The 13,775-nt window shown below is 43.7% G+C and carries 17 protein-coding genes; 7 read left to right on the forward strand and 10 right to left on the reverse strand.

The window, feature by feature from the left end:
• Positions 1–7 precede the first annotated feature (7 nt).
• Together G9X63_RS01430 and G9X63_RS01435 are read left to right on the forward strand one after the other, a co-directional pair.
• The gene (locus tag G9X63_RS01430) at positions 8–427 is read left to right on the forward strand and encodes a hotdog fold thioesterase (RefSeq protein WP_252623517.1); all 420 of its coding nucleotides are present in this window, start codon (positions 8–10) and stop codon (positions 425–427) included.
• A complete protein-coding gene (locus tag G9X63_RS01435) occupies positions 427–1,515 on the forward strand; it encodes a chorismate-binding protein (RefSeq protein WP_252623520.1) in 1,089 nt (362 codons plus the stop codon). The genes G9X63_RS01430 and G9X63_RS01435 overlap by 1 nt, the downstream gene beginning before the upstream one ends.
• On the opposite strand, the gene G9X63_RS01440 is transcribed toward G9X63_RS01435, so the two are convergent.
• Genes G9X63_RS01440 through G9X63_RS01470 form a run of 7 tightly spaced genes read right to left on the reverse strand, consistent with a single transcriptional unit; the run spans position 1,504 to position 7,545 of the window.
• Positions 1,504–2,823, reverse strand: coding sequence for a hemolysin family protein (locus G9X63_RS01440; protein ID WP_252623522.1), 1,320 nt, complete (start codon positions 2,821–2,823; stop codon positions 1,504–1,506). The two genes, G9X63_RS01435 and G9X63_RS01440, sit on opposite strands and share 12 nt — an antisense overlap.
• The gene (locus tag G9X63_RS01445) at positions 2,810–3,028 is read right to left on the reverse strand and encodes a hypothetical protein (RefSeq protein ID WP_130894829.1); all 219 of its coding nucleotides are present in this window, start codon (positions 3,026–3,028) and stop codon (positions 2,810–2,812) included. The genes G9X63_RS01440 and G9X63_RS01445 overlap by 14 nt, the downstream gene beginning before the upstream one ends.
• A gap of 1 nt (position 3,029) precedes the next feature.
• Complete coding sequence (gene ccsA / locus G9X63_RS01450) at positions 3,030–5,579, reverse strand: cytochrome c biogenesis protein CcsA (protein WP_252623525.1); 2,550 nt, start codon at positions 5,577–5,579, stop codon at positions 3,030–3,032.
• Between the two features lies 1 nt (position 5,580).
• On the reverse strand, positions 5,581–6,024 hold the full coding sequence (locus G9X63_RS01455; RefSeq protein ID WP_130894831.1) for a cytochrome c maturation protein CcmE domain-containing protein: 444 nt from the start codon (positions 6,022–6,024) through the stop codon (positions 5,581–5,583).
• On the reverse strand, positions 6,021–6,221 hold the full coding sequence (locus G9X63_RS01460) for a CcmD family protein (protein ID WP_130894832.1): 201 nt from the start codon (positions 6,219–6,221) through the stop codon (positions 6,021–6,023). Before G9X63_RS01460 ends, G9X63_RS01455 begins: the two co-directional genes overlap by 4 nt.
• Positions 6,221–6,889 carry a cytochrome c biogenesis protein gene (gene ccsA, locus G9X63_RS01465; RefSeq protein WP_130894833.1) on the reverse strand — a complete coding sequence of 223 codons (669 nt, stop codon included), beginning with the start codon at positions 6,887–6,889 and terminating at the stop codon, positions 6,221–6,223. Before ccsA (G9X63_RS01465) ends, G9X63_RS01460 begins: the two co-directional genes overlap by 1 nt.
• Positions 6,877–7,545: a heme exporter protein CcmB gene (locus tag G9X63_RS01470; RefSeq protein WP_130922748.1), complete on the reverse strand. Its 669-nt coding sequence runs from the start codon at positions 7,543–7,545 to the stop codon at positions 6,877–6,879. Before G9X63_RS01470 ends, ccsA (G9X63_RS01465) begins: the two co-directional genes overlap by 13 nt.
• A gap of 101 nt (positions 7,546–7,646) precedes the next feature.
• On the opposite strand from G9X63_RS01470, the gene G9X63_RS01475 reads away from it, so the two are divergent.
• Both G9X63_RS01475 and feoB read left to right on the forward strand, forming a co-directional pair.
• Positions 7,647–7,874 carry a FeoA family protein gene (locus tag G9X63_RS01475; RefSeq protein ID WP_130894835.1) on the forward strand — a complete coding sequence of 76 codons (228 nt, stop codon included), beginning with the start codon at positions 7,647–7,649 and terminating at the stop codon, positions 7,872–7,874.
• A 3-nt stretch (positions 7,875–7,877) separates the two neighbouring features.
• Positions 7,878–10,004 carry a ferrous iron transport protein B gene (feoB, locus tag G9X63_RS01480; RefSeq protein ID WP_130894836.1) on the forward strand — a complete coding sequence of 709 codons (2,127 nt, stop codon included), beginning with the start codon at positions 7,878–7,880 and terminating at the stop codon, positions 10,002–10,004.
• On the opposite strand, the gene G9X63_RS01485 is transcribed toward feoB, so the two are convergent.
• Positions 10,001–10,450, reverse strand: a complete 450-nt coding sequence (locus tag G9X63_RS01485) for a PaaI family thioesterase (protein WP_130894837.1) — start codon at positions 10,448–10,450, stop codon at positions 10,001–10,003. The two genes, feoB and G9X63_RS01485, sit on opposite strands and share 4 nt — an antisense overlap.
• Positions 10,451–10,469: 19 nt before the next feature.
• A complete protein-coding gene (locus G9X63_RS01490; RefSeq protein WP_130894838.1) occupies positions 10,470–10,889 on the reverse strand; it encodes a DUF2147 domain-containing protein in 420 nt (139 codons plus the stop codon).
• Positions 10,890–11,069: 180 nt separating this feature from the next.
• Here G9X63_RS01490 and G9X63_RS01495 point away from each other — a divergent pair, with 180 nt between their 5' ends.
• From G9X63_RS01495 to G9X63_RS01505, 3 genes are read left to right on the forward strand one after another with little or no spacing between them, the layout of a single operon-like run.
• Positions 11,070–11,831 (forward strand): phosphosulfolactate synthase, encoded by a 762-nt coding sequence (locus G9X63_RS01495; RefSeq protein WP_130894839.1) that lies wholly within the window; start codon positions 11,070–11,072, stop codon positions 11,829–11,831.
• Between the two features lie 5 nt (positions 11,832–11,836).
• Positions 11,837–12,466, forward strand: a complete 630-nt coding sequence (locus tag G9X63_RS01500; protein WP_252623528.1) for a VTT domain-containing protein — start codon at positions 11,837–11,839, stop codon at positions 12,464–12,466.
• Between the two features lies 1 nt (position 12,467).
• A complete protein-coding gene (locus G9X63_RS01505; RefSeq protein WP_252623531.1) occupies positions 12,468–13,226 on the forward strand; it encodes a shikimate dehydrogenase family protein in 759 nt (252 codons plus the stop codon).
• On the opposite strand, the gene G9X63_RS01510 is transcribed toward G9X63_RS01505, so the two are convergent.
• Complete coding sequence (locus G9X63_RS01510; RefSeq protein ID WP_130894842.1) at positions 13,223–13,726, reverse strand: phosphoribosyltransferase family protein; 504 nt, start codon at positions 13,724–13,726, stop codon at positions 13,223–13,225. The genes G9X63_RS01505 and G9X63_RS01510 overlap by 4 nt on opposite strands.
• Between the last annotated feature and the right edge of the window lie 49 nt (positions 13,727–13,775).

Genomic DNA, 13,775 nt, shown 5'->3' on the forward strand with positions numbered 1-13,775 from the left:
GAAATATATGTTTAATACTTCCATCTCCCTAGACACATTGAATTCGATGTCGAAGGGAAATATGATCGAGCATTTGGGTATTGAGTTTATTGAAATTCAGCCTGGGTTTATTAAGGCCAAAATGCCGGTCGATCACCGAACAAAACAGCCACTCGGTTTGTTACATGGGGGAGCATCCGTGGTATTAGCGGAAACCTTAGGAAGTGTGGCGGTCGTTTTAGCCGTTCAGGATCCGAAGGCGGAAACGGGAGTAGGCGTGGAGATTAATGCGAACCATTTGAAGTCTGCGCGGGGTGGTTATGTGATTGGGACGTGTATTCCATTGCGTATCGGTCATAAGATTCATGTGTATGAGATTAAGATTCACGACGAGGAAGAAAATTTGATTTGTGCTAGCCGTTTGACGGTGGCGATTATACCCTTATAATGAAAGATGGATTCGCTTGGGAGGAAGGAATAGCTAAAGGGGCAGCGATGGCTGCTTGGCGCTTGCCGCATTGCGCGGAGGCCTTTTTAGTACAAGATTTTTCAGGAGGAACACGACTACAGGAGGGCTGGAATCTCGACGAGTTGTCCTCTGGCTTCTTAGCTGCACCTTTCATTGGTTTACCTTATTTTTTACGAGCGGATTCTTTAAGCTCTTTTACGCTTCAAGCAAGAGAACTTCCTACACCTTACGTAGCACCCCCAGAAAATCCAGTCAAGAAAACCGAATTTATGGGCTGGGTGGCGGAGGCCATTCAAGCGATTAAAAAGGGACCCTTGCAGAAAGTCGTGTTATCTAGAACGGACGAGCAAGAATTACCAGCCTCCTTCGATGTGATGACGGCGCTTGAAGAATTAGGTGCAGCCTATCCCACGGCCTTTGTTTGCGCCTTGTCTATTCCGGCTTTAGGGGGAGTTTGGATGTGTGCGACCCCAGAGATTTTAGTAGAACAAAATGCGGAGGGGATTTTCCGTACGATTTCATTAGCGGGTACACAATCTGGAGTAGATGCGGATGGGTTTGCGATAGCCCCTTCCCAGGCGCGTTGGTCTACAAAAGAGATCGAAGAGCAGGCTTTCGTCAGTCGCTATATCATCGATTGTTTTAAGATGATTCGTTTAAGAGAATATATAGAAATAGGTCCTAAGACTATTTCTACCGGGAATTTATTGCACTTGAAAACGGAATATATTGTCGATACGAAAGCGATGGATTTTCCGCAGTTGCCCGGTTTGATGCTGGGTTTATTGCATCCGACTTCTGCGGTTTGTGGAACCCCTAAACAGGAGGCCGTTGATTTTATCTCCGCGACGGAAAGTCACGATCGCTCGATGTATTCAGGCTATTTAGGGCCAGTGAATCTTGGAAAAGCGACGCATTTATTCGTGAATTTGCGCACGGTAGAGATCAAAGAAAACCACGCGGTGTTCTATGCCGGATGTGGGATCACGGAAGACTCTAATCCAGCGAAAGAATGGCAGGAAACACAAATGAAATGCCAGACCTTGCAGCGGGTATTAATGCAATAATTCCGAAGAAGGCGCCGGAGTGATCTTTCCCGTAATCATGACTTTCACCGTATCGATGCGCGCGTCTGTGGTCGTTAAGATTTGGAATTGGAACGGCGCTAAGGTAATCAACTCATTGACTTGTGGAATATCCTCATATAAGCTAATTAGCATTCCTCCTAAAGTTTCGTAATCCCCTTCAGGTAGATTCCATTCGTATTTTTCATTCAAATAGTCAATCTCGTGACGGCCAGAGAGGACGAAAGTCGTCTCATCGATTTGCTTTTCGATCCAGTCCTCCGAGTCATCGTATTCATCTTGAATCTCCCCAAAAATCTGTTCCATCACATCTTCCATACTCACTAATCCACTCGTAGAGCCGAATTCGTCCACTACTAAGGCAAGCGACTTCCGTTCTTTCGAGAACTTGATCATTAAATCATTCGCTGGCATCGCCTCTGGAACAATCGGAATGCTGGTCAGGATGGATTGCAGGTCTTTAGGTTTTTTGAATAGGGCCAAAGAATGGCAATAGCCCAACACTTCTTCTAAAGTTTCTTTGAATACTAAAACTTTCGAGTGACCACTTTCTAAGAATACTTCTTTTAACTTCTCGATGCCATCCTCTACATCAATGGCTGTAATCTCCGTTCTCGGAATCATACAATCCCGCACTTTTACCTGCTTAAATTCGAGGGCATTGTGGAAGATTTTGTGGTCCACTTCGGCTTCCTGTTCGGTGGAGACTTTGCGGTTTAGGTTTTGGAGGTAATGGTTTAAATCCGTCAAACCGAAGGCCGGTTTCTCCTCTGAATAACTTAATCGAAGAACTTTCGTGATGAACCATTTAGAAAGACCCACGGTCACCCAAACTAAGGGAAACATCAAGGTGTAAATCACCCAAATAGGTACAGCTAAAAATTCTAAAATGGCATCAGGATTAATTAAGAAGACACTTTTAGGGGTAAATTCTGAAGTCATCAAAATGAGGATGGTCGCCACGATGGTCGCAATCAAACGCGCCAAAATTTCATTTAACGACAGAAAATGCAAGACAACATGGTGTAAAAACTCCTCCATAAAAATACCGTAGGCCACGAGTGACAAGGTATTTCCGATGAGCATGGTACCGATAAAACGGGAGGGCTGCTGGTTGAAATTAGCAATGATTTTAGCACTTAAAATATCCTGCTTCGCCTTGAGTTCGAAATACAATTTGTTCGAAGATACGAAGGCCATCTCGACGCCAGAAAAAAAGGCAGAAAAGACCATGGAGGCGATGATGCCGATGATTTGAGCATTATCCAAACTGATATTACTTGTTTCCATCTTTCTCTTTTTTGATCCGTTCGTTCTTTGCGAATTGGTAATAGAACAAGCAGCCTACGCCATACATTAACCAGCCATAGTGGTAGAAAATCTCTCCCCAGAACTGTCCCTTTACTTCCGCGGGTGTAGGACTATTTAAATCGATGATCCAAATCAGGATGAATCCAACAGCGGCAGCTAAACTTAAGATTTCTTTCTTTCCCATATTAAGCCGCGGTCGCGGGTTTTAAACGGCGATACGTCGCAATAAATAAACCGATGAAAATCAAGATAGATCCGATCCACACTAAATTAATGTAGGGTTTCTCTAAGGCTTTCACGACGATTAATTCCTGTTGGGTGGTATTCCAAGCAAAACCAAACTCCTGCGCTTGCGGGTTAATACCTGTGAATTTAATCTTAATGCCTGTTTCCTCACTTTCGAAGGCGGGCATCGCGACCATTCCCCCTTTAATTACGAAGATAGGGCTTAAGGTAAATTGCTGTGAGTTTTTGCCTAATACTTGGAAGTTCGCTTGAACCGCCGCATCGTTCTCCGCTAATTCTACGCCATCCACATTCGTTACACGCGTTACATCCTTTAGGATCGCCACGAAGTCATTGATGAAAAGCGTGTCGCCAGTTGTGACCGTTTGAGCTTCTGTCTGAGACCATTGTTTCTCAGAACCTGCCTCTGCCGCTAAGCGTGGATCAAGTGAAACGTAGGTATAAATATCGTGGTTCCAGGCGTGTTTCACGTCTGGGGAAATGGCCGTGCCCATTTTCGGATTTACTTGCCATCTCGGGAAGAGCGAAACTGCTTTTCCTTCCTCGTTCTTGAATTCTAATTCGTAATAGGTATTCTCTGGTTCTACCGTTACCGTGTCGCCTTTAGTCGCGATTTTTACGCCATCGCGTTCGATGTTTTTCAAAGCCACCGCGTGGAAATCCCCTTCAATAATCTCAAAATCGTTCTTGTTGAAGTAGCCTTTGTGTCCGCGCACCTCGATGCGGCGTCCTTTATAGGTTACTAGGTAGTCCTGCATTTGGGCTCCTTGACCTAACCAAAGCGGCAAGTTCTCCTTGTTTTCCTTATTGTTATCCTTCGTGAACTCTTCCACTTTCGTGCTGATCGCGAAACCCGAGCGGTTGAGCGATACGACTTTAGAATAACCCGCGGAGAATAAAATTCCGATTAACATAATCGCTAATCCTACGTGCGCCAGCGCTCCACCTACTAATGAGAATTTCTCGCGAATCAGGAACCATAAGATTTTGAAGTTCGCCAAAACCGCGAATAAACTACTCCATAATAAGGCGATGTACGAAAACGTATAAATCTTGCCAATGTTAATGAAGACCACGCTCAATAAAGTCGCCGCTAACGCTGGACTTACCAAGGGTTTGAAAGTGGTGCTTTGTTTGATTTTTCCCCACCATACATATTGTCCGATGCCACTTAAGATGGCCACCGCTAAGAAAATCCAAATTTGGATCTTGCTATAGTGTTCCGCTTGATCTGCCGGTAAGGCGATGTTTGAAAGAACGCCAAAGGCCTCGGCAATCTTATTATAAACGGGAATCGAAGTGGTGAACGTTAATTGGAAAGCCGATAAGCCTAAAACCGCTGCTCCTACGAAAACCCAAAACTCGCGGTTATACGTCCCCAGTTCTTTTTGGTCCTTAGGTAAATCCTTCCAACGGTAAATCGACATGCCGATCGCCACTAAAAGGAAGGTTCCCATGTACAATAACAGTTGTCCAGAAAGCCCTAAATCCGTAAAGGAGTGTACAGAGGCATTTCCTAAGATTCCAGAACGATTTAAGAAGGTCGAATACAAGACCAAAATGAAGGTCGCAATCACTAAAATGATCGACGTCTTTAACGCTGAGCTAGAGGTCTTGTGGGCAATCATCGTGTGGATAGCCCCTAATAAGACTAGCCAAGGTACGAACGACGCATTTTCTACCGGATCCCAGTTCCAATAGCCCCCAAAGTTCAAAGTCTCATAGGCCCAATACGCACCCATCATAATCCCTATCCCTAGAACACCGGCGCTAAATAAAGCCCAAGGCAAAGCGGGCATCACCCATTCCGTTAATTTCTTCTTCCACAATCCTGCGATCAAATACGCGAATGGAACCAAGGTTAACGCAAATCCTAAGAACAAGGTAGGCGGGTGAATCACCATCCAATAGTTTTGAAGCAATGGATTCAGGCCGCGTCCGTCTTTAGGGATAAAATTCGGTTGCATACTCCAAACCGGAAGATCCGGCTGTGCCTCGCGCAACAACAAGAACGGTGAGGAGCCTATTTTTAAATCAATCCAAGGAATAATGACTCCTAAAATCATCGAAGTCAAGAACGTCTGCACTAGTGCGAAAACGGTCATGACAGGAGACTCCCACTTTGGATTTTTGATCATCAATAACAGTCCTAAAACCGCTTGCCAAAAAATCCACAGCAAAAACGACCCCTCTTGTCCCTCCCAATAACAGGAAATCATGAACATGGTAGGCAATTGCAAGGAGGAGTGCGTAAAGGCGTAATGGTATTCGAAATAATGGTTATAAATGATGACGAAAAGACTTGCCGCCACCACAATCACCGCGATGAAATGCAGCCCGAATAAAACGCGCGCCGTCATCTTCCAATCATTCTCTAATTCATTCGCTGACTGAGTCGATTTAAAGTACGCAAAAGTCGCAAGTAGCGCTGTTACGAATGAAATAATAACAAATAAATGTCCGACCGAACCGATGGTTTCGTGTATCATATTAATTTTTTGCTGCTACTGAGGCGCTTGAGTCTGCTGAAATTTTACCTTCTTGGTACTTAGAAGGGCACTTTAATAGAATTTTATCGCAATAGAAAACCTTGTCAGAATGCATGCTGCCTACGAGTACAATCTTCTCAGATTTCTCAAAATCCTGCGGCTTAGGAGCGGCATAAATCACTTGGTTTTCCCGGCCTAAACTGTCTTGCACTAAAAACTCTAAACGATTCGCATCTAAGGCAGGGTTGTAATTTAAGCCCACGATTTGGCCTGCTGCGTCTTTTCTCAAAGTTCCTACGACGTGTACTTTCTGATTCGGATCCTGCTGGGAAATACGTTCAGCCTCATCAAAGCCCACATAGGTACTCGCGTCACCCGTTGTAATCAGGATGATTCCAATAGCAACGGCAATTAAAATTAATCCAATGATGTGTGTCTTTTTCATTTGCTGCGTTTTTCTAAATCAGTGACTTTTCTCTCTAAACGAAATAAATAGGCAAATAACCCCATCAACACAACGCTGACAACGGCAATCACCACATATATTTTCCCGTCTGCACGGAATTGATCAGCCATTTCAATATCGCTCGCTTGAGCGCTGGCCGTGAAACTTAATAATAAGAGTAAAAGGAAAGCTTTCATTATAACTCGTTTTGTTGTTCTATGTTTTTAATACGGATACGCAATTGCGCGATCCAAAAACCCAATAAAGTCCAGCCAATAATCGCTGGATAAAAAACCATTCGCATGCGGTTATCTAAGTCCATTTTAGAAAAAGCCGGGTTTCCGCCATTTCCTGGATGCAAGGAATCGGTCATGCGTGGCAAAATCCAAATCAACACCATAAAGATGACGAACGCAAAGATGTTGTAAACCGACGAAATTCGTGCTTTCTGCATCTCATCTGGCATCGAAGAACGTACGAGCGAATAAGCTAGGTAGATTAATAAACCGATCGCGACGGAATTTAATTTTGGGTCGTTTGTCCACCAATCTCCCCACGTAAACTTCGCCCAAACACTTCCCGTAATCAAGCCTAAAATGGCGAAAACCATTCCCACCTCCACATATGCACTCGAAATCAGATCAGATTTCAAATCTGATTTGCGCAAATATTGAATCGAATGATACACAGATGTTCCTAGCAGGAAAATCATCGTGAACCACATCGTCACGTGAAAATACAGGTTGCGGATCGTCTCGTTCAAGATCGGTTGGCGCGGCACTTGTCCGTTAAAACCGGCATAGACGGTGTAGATCAATAAAATGATCGACAAAATCTTCCAATATTGGCGTTTTACTGTTTCCATATATACGGGAAAAGGATCCCAGAAAATACAATAACGATGATATCTAAAGCGCCTAAAATGGCGATCTCATCCCAGTTTTCTGAGAGTGAAATACCGTCAAGGGCACTTTTGGATAATTTTAATAATAACAAAAGCAACGGAATGATCAGCGGAAAGCTCATCACCGCCATCAAAGTGGCTGAATTTTCTCCCTGTGCCGCGATTCCAGCCACTAAAGAAAGAGTAGATGCAAACCCAATCGCACCTAAAAGCAGGGAAAGAAGGTACAGTGGCATATTTCCCACCGGATTCCCCATGACCCAGGAATAAAAGAAAATGCCGATTAAGGATACGCCCAGCATCACTAACGTGTTGTAGATGATTTTACTGAAAATAACCGATTCAGGCTTCGCAAACGTATAATAGAAGATGTTTCGGTTCGCGGATTCTTGGGTAAAACTCTTGCCCACCGCATTCACGGCGGAGAACAAAAGGATGATCCAAAACAACGTATTCCACATGATCGGATGGATAGACTGTTGTTTGGCTTTAAAGGATAAATAGCAGATGAAAATGGTCGCCGCTAAATACAGCACTAGCCCGTGGATCGCATATTTGTTGCGCCACTCTAATTGCATTTCTTTGCGAATCAACACGAAAATTTCTGTTAATGCCATGAACCTGCAATTTACGACAGAAAAAACTATTTGTATCATTTTTTAGCTCAGAAATACTTAGTACATTTGTGTCTAATTTTGAATTATTCTAAATAGTGAGAATGGTAAACTTGGCCGACTTGAAGATTGGAGAAAAGGGGGAGATAGTGGGCTTCACGGACGAGTCACTTTCGTTAAAGCTATTAGAAATGGGATGTTTGCCGGGAACGGAGGTTGTATTGACCCATCTGGCACCTTTCGGCGATCCGATCGCTATACGTGTTTCTGGTTCTTACACGCTGTCTATGCGGCGGGAGGAAGCGGAAACGATGCTGATTAAACGAACATAAATTTTGGCAAAAACACCTAAAATAGCACTGATTGGAAATCCCAATGCAGGAAAATCCTCTCTATTCAATTCCTTAACAGGATTGAATCAGAAGACGGGTAATTTTCCGGGGGTGACCATGGAAAAGTTGACGGGAATTTGGGAATTAGAGCCTAAGCGACCGGTAGAAATTTTAGATTTGCCAGGTATCTACAGTATTTATCCGAAGTCAATCGACGAGGAATTAGTGATCAATATCTTAGGGGATCCCACCCATCCAGATTTTCCGGATATGGCCATCGTGGTGGCGGATGCCTCTAATTTAAAACGTAATTTATTGCTGTTCTCGCAGGTACGAGACCTAGGTATACCTACGGTTTTGGCCTTAAACATGATTGATGTCGCGGAAAATGAGGGCTACGTCATTAACTCGATCAAGCTGGCACGTGAACTAAATGTGGAGGTGGCAGAGGTGAATGCTAAACGAGGGATTGGTTTAAATGGCCTGAAACTAGCCGTCGTAAAGTCGCTTGCAAATCGCTATGCTTCGAACGATGCGCTTCCATTACCGGTCGCAGAGGAGCTCATTCAAGAGGTGCAGGCAAAGTTTGGGGACGGGGAGACTTATCGTTCGCTTTTGTGGTTAATGGAACATGATCGGATGAAAATGTTCTCTAAACAGCAGCGAGAATCGTTCGATGCTATTCAAAACAAGCACCATTTTTCGTCAAAGAAATACCAATCGGAAGAGACGGTCAAGCGTTACGAGCAAATTACGGAGGTGGTAGATCGTTGTGTGATTAATTTAAATCGCCAATGGGATGCCGCACCTGTTCGGACCTGGACGGATCGATTGGATAAATTCTTTTTACATCCGGTGGGAGGTTATGTATTCTTTTTAGCTATTCTTTTCGTGATGTTCCAGGCCATTTTTACGTGGGCTACCTATCCGATGGACGCCATCGACGGGGGAGTGGCTGCGTTGAATGATTGGTTGAAAGGCGTGTTGCCTGATTCTGCTTTGACCGCCTTATTAACGGATGGTTTGATAGCGGGTATCGGTGGCGTTTTAATCTTCATTCCGCAAATCGCCTTTTTGTTTTTGTTCATTTCCCTCTTAGAGGAGACGGGGTATATGTCACGGGTAATGTTCATTATGGACAAGTTGATGCGTCGATTTGGGTTAAATGGAAAGTCCGTAGTGCCCTTGATTTCTGGGGTAGCTTGTGCGGTGCCGGCGATTATGAGTACGCGATCGATCGGTTCTTGGAAGGATCGTTTGATCACTATTTTAGTGACTCCTTTGATGTCATGCTCGGCACGTCTACCCATTTATACGGTATTGATTGCCCTAGTCGTGCCGGAGAAAAATACGCTATTTGGCTTATTTAATTTGCAAGGCTTGGCTTTATTTGGGCTGTATTTGTTGGGCTTCTTCATGGCATTGGTTTCTGCTTGGGTGATGAAGGTTATTTTAAAGGCCAAAGAAAAGAGCTATTTCATCATGGAATTGCCCACCTACAAGGGGCCTCGATTCAAGCACGTGGCGATGACCATTTTTAATTCGGTCAATGCTTTTGTGTTCGAAGCGGGTAAGATTATTGTGGCCATCTCGATTGTTCTTTGGGTGTTAGCGAGCTACGGCCCAGGTGATAAAATTGCCGAAGCAGAGGCTCGGGTTCGCCAGGAAAATCCAACTTTGCAAGGAGTTAAACTGCAAAATAAAATCTCAGCAGAGAAATTAGAGAACTCGTATGCGGGGCATTTTGGTCACTTTGTGGAGCCGGTGATTCGTCCTTTAGGCTATGACTGGAAAATCGGGATTGCGTTAATCACTTCTTTTGCTGCCCGCGAAGTCTTCGTGGGAACCATGTCTACCATCTACAGTATGGGAGGGGAAGTGGATGATGAAAATGCAACGATTAAAAACCGGATGCGCGCAGAAATTAATCCGGCGACAGGCAAGCCCATGTACGATGCGGCCTTAGGTTTCTCGTTGTTGATTTTCTACGCTTTTGCGATGCAATGTATGAGTACGCTTGCCACGACTTACCGCGAGACGAAGTCGTGGAAGTATCCTTTGATTCAGTTTGGCTATATGACGGCTTTGGCCTACTTATCAGCCTTCGCCGTCTACCAATTATTGTCTTAGAAAGAAAAAGGAATCGAAGTTGCTGCTAAGTTACTTACTCCTTTTGCGAGCAGTTTGCCTTGGGCATTATGCAATTTAGCTTCTACATTAGCAATCTTCTTACCCACGCGGTGAATCTCGGTGGTGACAGTAATAACCTCGTTCGCCTTTGCACCGTATAAAAAGTCGATGTACAAATTAATCGTCACATAGAGGTGGTCGATCTTCGCGGTAATCAGTGTCATTCCCATCATCTCATCTAACATGGCAGAAATCACACCGCCATGGATAACTCCTGCATGGTTTAATTGATCTGGTCTAACCACAAATTCAGCGGTTAATTTACCTGCTTCGGCTTTCACTAAGGTCCCGTCTAACCATTTTCCAATGGGAGCTGGATTTCCGTCAGCGATTTTTTTGTGTAAATTTTGATTCAGGTAGGCTAAAACTTGTTCGTTTGGTTCCATGTTAGGCGGGATGATTAGATTAAGAGCGTGTCCAGGTAGAAGTTCTACCAAACATCGAGATACCCACAAAACCGCGAATATCTAATGTTTTGTTCCCGTCTTTTATTTTTAGGATGCAATCGTAGGTCTTTCCAGAGTTAGGATCGTAAATCGTCCCGTTTTCCCAGGCAGAACCGGTGAATTTGAAGTTCTTTAAAATCACGGCACCTAGTAGTTCTCTACTACGTAATTTTTCGTCTGGATTTTTACCATCTCTTCTTCCGGGTGTCTTACCCCAGGAAATTTTTCCATGGTATTGATCCCCTTGTTTGTAAATAATGATTTTCCCGTCTTTATCTTGGGAAATCCATTCGCCTAGAATGGCATCAGAAGCCGTATTAGCGAAAATAGAAACAGATACGAATAACAGTGTAAGGAAAGTTAAGCTAAACTTTTTCATTCGTTTGTATTTTTTGTGATGGTGAAGAGCACTAATTTAAGATCAAAAATACTAAACAAATCGTGACCCCAAAAGTTTATTTTTTAAGGTAGAAATCGAGGGAAAATTGTGGCTCTCGTTTGGAATGCTTATTTTTGTGGATATTTGGCACAAAACCGTACCAATCCATTAATAAACTATATGAATTATCATTTAAATCAAATTCCAGATCGCACGGCTAAACCTCGTCAGAAAGGCTTAACCATGGTCATGGATAAAGGACTAAGTCTACGTCAAGTGGAGGATTTCTTGGAAACTGGCGCAGATTATACAGATATCGTCAAATTAGGTTGGGCTACTTCCTATGTGACCCCTAATTTGAAGGAAAAGTTAGCTTTATATAAGTCCGCTGGAATTCCTGTCTATTTTGGAGGAACCTTATTTGAGGCGTTTTATATTCGCGGGCAATTTGATGATTACCGTCGCGTATTAGACGAATATGGGATGGAATATGCCGAAGTTTCGGACGGTTCAATCGAAATGGAGTCTGATATCAAATGTGAATTAATTCGCACCTTAGCCACGCAAGTAACCGTTCTTTCTGAAGTGGGTTCGAAGGATGAAGCTAAAATTATTCCTCCCTACAAGTGGATCAAATTGATGCGCATGGAATTAGAGGCGGGTGCCTGGAAGGTGATCGGAGAGGCGCGTGAGGGGGGTAATGTGGGTTTGTTCCGTTCGTCTGGAGAAGTGCGTCAAGGCTTAGTAGAAGAAATTTTAACGGAGATTCCAGAGGAGAAAATCATCTGGGAAGCACCGCAGAAGTCGCAACAAGTTTGGTTCGTGAAACTGGTAGGAGCGAACGTGAACGTAGGAAATATTGCACCGCAAGAAGTAGTTTCACTTGAAACAATTCGTTTAGGATTACGTGGCGATACATTTGACCACTTCTTAACGAAATAGTTCGGATGCTACAGCTTTTGTTAGATCTCTTAAAGGATCCTTTGACGTTTTTATCAGAATTCATTGCCGCTCATGGCGCATTGACTTATGGTCTCCTGTTTCTGATCGTTTTTGTAGAAACGGGGCTCGTAGTGATGCCTTTTTTGCCGGGCGATTCCTTGTTGTTCTCGGTGGGTTTATTAGCTGCGGCTAGTGGAGAATTATCTCTTGGAACGGTGATTCCCTTGTTAATTGGGGCGGCGCTTTTAGGGGATCAAGTCAATTATTTTATCGGTAAATATTTCAGTAATATCATTCGGGAGCGCGAACAGGTCTTGTTTTTGAAGCGCAAGCACATAGAAGAGACAGAAGCATTTTATGCCAAATATGGTCCCAAAACCGTTATCCTGGCCCGATTCATCCCGATCGTTCGTACCGTAGCGCCCTTTGTGGCAGGAGCGGGTCGAATGTCTTATTCGGTCTATTTGTTATACGGCTTTTTAGGGGCGACCCTCTGGGTAAGCAGCATTTCGGCGGCGGGTTATTTCTTAGGAGATAACGAATTTGTGAAAGCAAATTTTGAGAAAGTCGTTTTAGGAATTGTGGGAGTATCTGTTCTTCCCATTCTTTGGGGATTGATTTCAAAACGCAAATAAGATGGCTATCTCGCACTTATATGGTCTGATTGGGTATCCTTTAGGTCATTCTTTTTCCAAAGCGTATTTCACGGAAAAATTTGAAAAGCTAGGTCTCTCAGAAACCCATGCTTACGAGCAATTTCCTATCCCTAGTATTGACGAGTTTAAAGCCATTTTAGCGGCGAATCCAAATCTAAAAGGGTTGAATGTAACGATTCCTTACAAGCAATTGGTGATGCCTTTGCTCGATGAGATCGATTTAGCCGCCGCGCAAATAGGCGCTGTTAATACGATTAAAATCGCCTCTGATGGCTATACCCGCGGTTATAATACCGATTATTGGGGGTTTCGTACGACGGTGGAGTTTTGGGACAAATTCAAAAATTTCGGATCTCTGAAGGCCTGTGTATTAGGTCAAGGTGGCGCTGCGAAAGCGATCATTGTGGCTTTAGAAGATATGGGATTCGAGGTGATTAAGGTTTCCCGTCAAGCATCAGATGAAACGGTAACCTACGAACAAATGCCCGAGTTAATGGAGGAAATTGGTTTGATCGTGAATACGACACCGCTGGGTATGTTCCCGAAGGTGGATGAAAAGCCCCCTATCCCTTATGAATTACTGAACAAGCAACATTATTTATACGACATCGTCTATAACCCATTGGAAACTGCTTTCTTGAAGGCGGGTCTAGAACACAAGGTGGGAGGCATCTATGCCGGATTGGAGATGTTGCAAGGCCAAGCCGATAAGGCTTGGGAAATTTGGCAGAAAAACTAGGCTAAATAAACTCCTCTTTTTGCGGGATCTGATAAGATCACTTGTACATGCTCTGAAAGCGTGGTAGAAAGCTCGTATCCTTTGTAATCTGCTGAAATAGGGAAACGCTTGTAGTTGCGATCCACAATAACTGCGACCTGAATCCGCTTAACGTGCATGCTCAAGAAGGGAGCCAAACTATAGGAGAAGGTGCGGCCTGTATTCAACACGTCGTCTACCACGATGATAACCTTGTTTTCCAAGGCATCCGTCCCTCCTTCGAATTTCACTGGATGATCGTATGGTTGCGCTTTATTTAAATCAATCTTCACCGGAATCGCCTTGATTTTAGAGATACTTTTGATCTCTTCGCACAATAGTTCGGCAAAAGCGAATCCCTCGCCTACGATCCCTGCGATAACAATTTCGGACTCTTCGAAGTTATTCTCATAGATTTGAAAGGCAATTCGTCGGATTTTTTGGAGGAGGGCAGGGCCATCAAGAACTTGTTTAGCAGACATAGGTATTGCTTTAATTCAAATAGTGCGATTTAAAATTACCAAAATTATC

Source organism: Aquirufa antheringensis (genome assembly GCF_023921165.1).
In the GTDB taxonomy this organism is placed as follows: domain Bacteria; phylum Bacteroidota; class Bacteroidia; order Cytophagales; family Spirosomataceae; genus Aquirufa; species Aquirufa antheringensis.

Excerpts from the sequence above, each read along its gene's own strand:
- G9X63_RS01430 (WP_252623517.1), top strand. The coding sequence starts at position 8 with ATGTTTAATACTTCCATCTCCCTAGACACATTGAATTCGATGTCGAAG.
- G9X63_RS01435 (WP_252623520.1), top strand. The coding sequence starts at position 427 with ATGAAAGATGGATTCGCTTGGGAGGAAGGAATAGCTAAAGGGGCAGCG.
- G9X63_RS01440 (WP_252623522.1), bottom strand. The coding sequence starts at position 2,823 with ATGGAAACAAGTAATATCAGTTTGGATAATGCTCAAATCATCGGCATC.
- G9X63_RS01445 (WP_130894829.1), bottom strand. The coding sequence starts at position 3,028 with ATGGGAAAGAAAGAAATCTTAAGTTTAGCTGCCGCTGTTGGATTCATC.
- ccsA (WP_252623525.1), bottom strand. The coding sequence starts at position 5,579 with ATGATACACGAAACCATCGGTTCGGTCGGACATTTATTTGTTATTATT.
- G9X63_RS01455 (WP_130894831.1), bottom strand. The coding sequence starts at position 6,024 with ATGAAAAAGACACACATCATTGGATTAATTTTAATTGCCGTTGCTATT.
- G9X63_RS01460 (WP_130894832.1), bottom strand. The coding sequence starts at position 6,221 with ATGAAAGCTTTCCTTTTACTCTTATTATTAAGTTTCACGGCCAGCGCT.
- ccsA (WP_130894833.1), bottom strand. The coding sequence starts at position 6,889 with ATGGAAACAGTAAAACGCCAATATTGGAAGATTTTGTCGATCATTTTA.
- G9X63_RS01470 (WP_130922748.1), bottom strand. The coding sequence starts at position 7,545 with ATGGCATTAACAGAAATTTTCGTGTTGATTCGCAAAGAAATGCAATTA.
- G9X63_RS01475 (WP_130894835.1), top strand. The coding sequence starts at position 7,647 with ATGGTAAACTTGGCCGACTTGAAGATTGGAGAAAAGGGGGAGATAGTG.
- G9X63_RS01485 (WP_130894837.1), bottom strand. The coding sequence starts at position 10,450 with ATGGAACCAAACGAACAAGTTTTAGCCTACCTGAATCAAAATTTACAC.
- G9X63_RS01490 (WP_130894838.1), bottom strand. The coding sequence starts at position 10,889 with ATGAAAAAGTTTAGCTTAACTTTCCTTACACTGTTATTCGTATCTGTT.
- G9X63_RS01495 (WP_130894839.1), top strand. The coding sequence starts at position 11,070 with ATGAATTATCATTTAAATCAAATTCCAGATCGCACGGCTAAACCTCGT.
- G9X63_RS01500 (WP_252623528.1), top strand. The coding sequence starts at position 11,837 with ATGCTACAGCTTTTGTTAGATCTCTTAAAGGATCCTTTGACGTTTTTA.
- G9X63_RS01505 (WP_252623531.1), top strand. The coding sequence starts at position 12,468 with ATGGCTATCTCGCACTTATATGGTCTGATTGGGTATCCTTTAGGTCAT.
- G9X63_RS01510 (WP_130894842.1), bottom strand. The coding sequence starts at position 13,726 with ATGTCTGCTAAACAAGTTCTTGATGGCCCTGCCCTCCTCCAAAAAATC.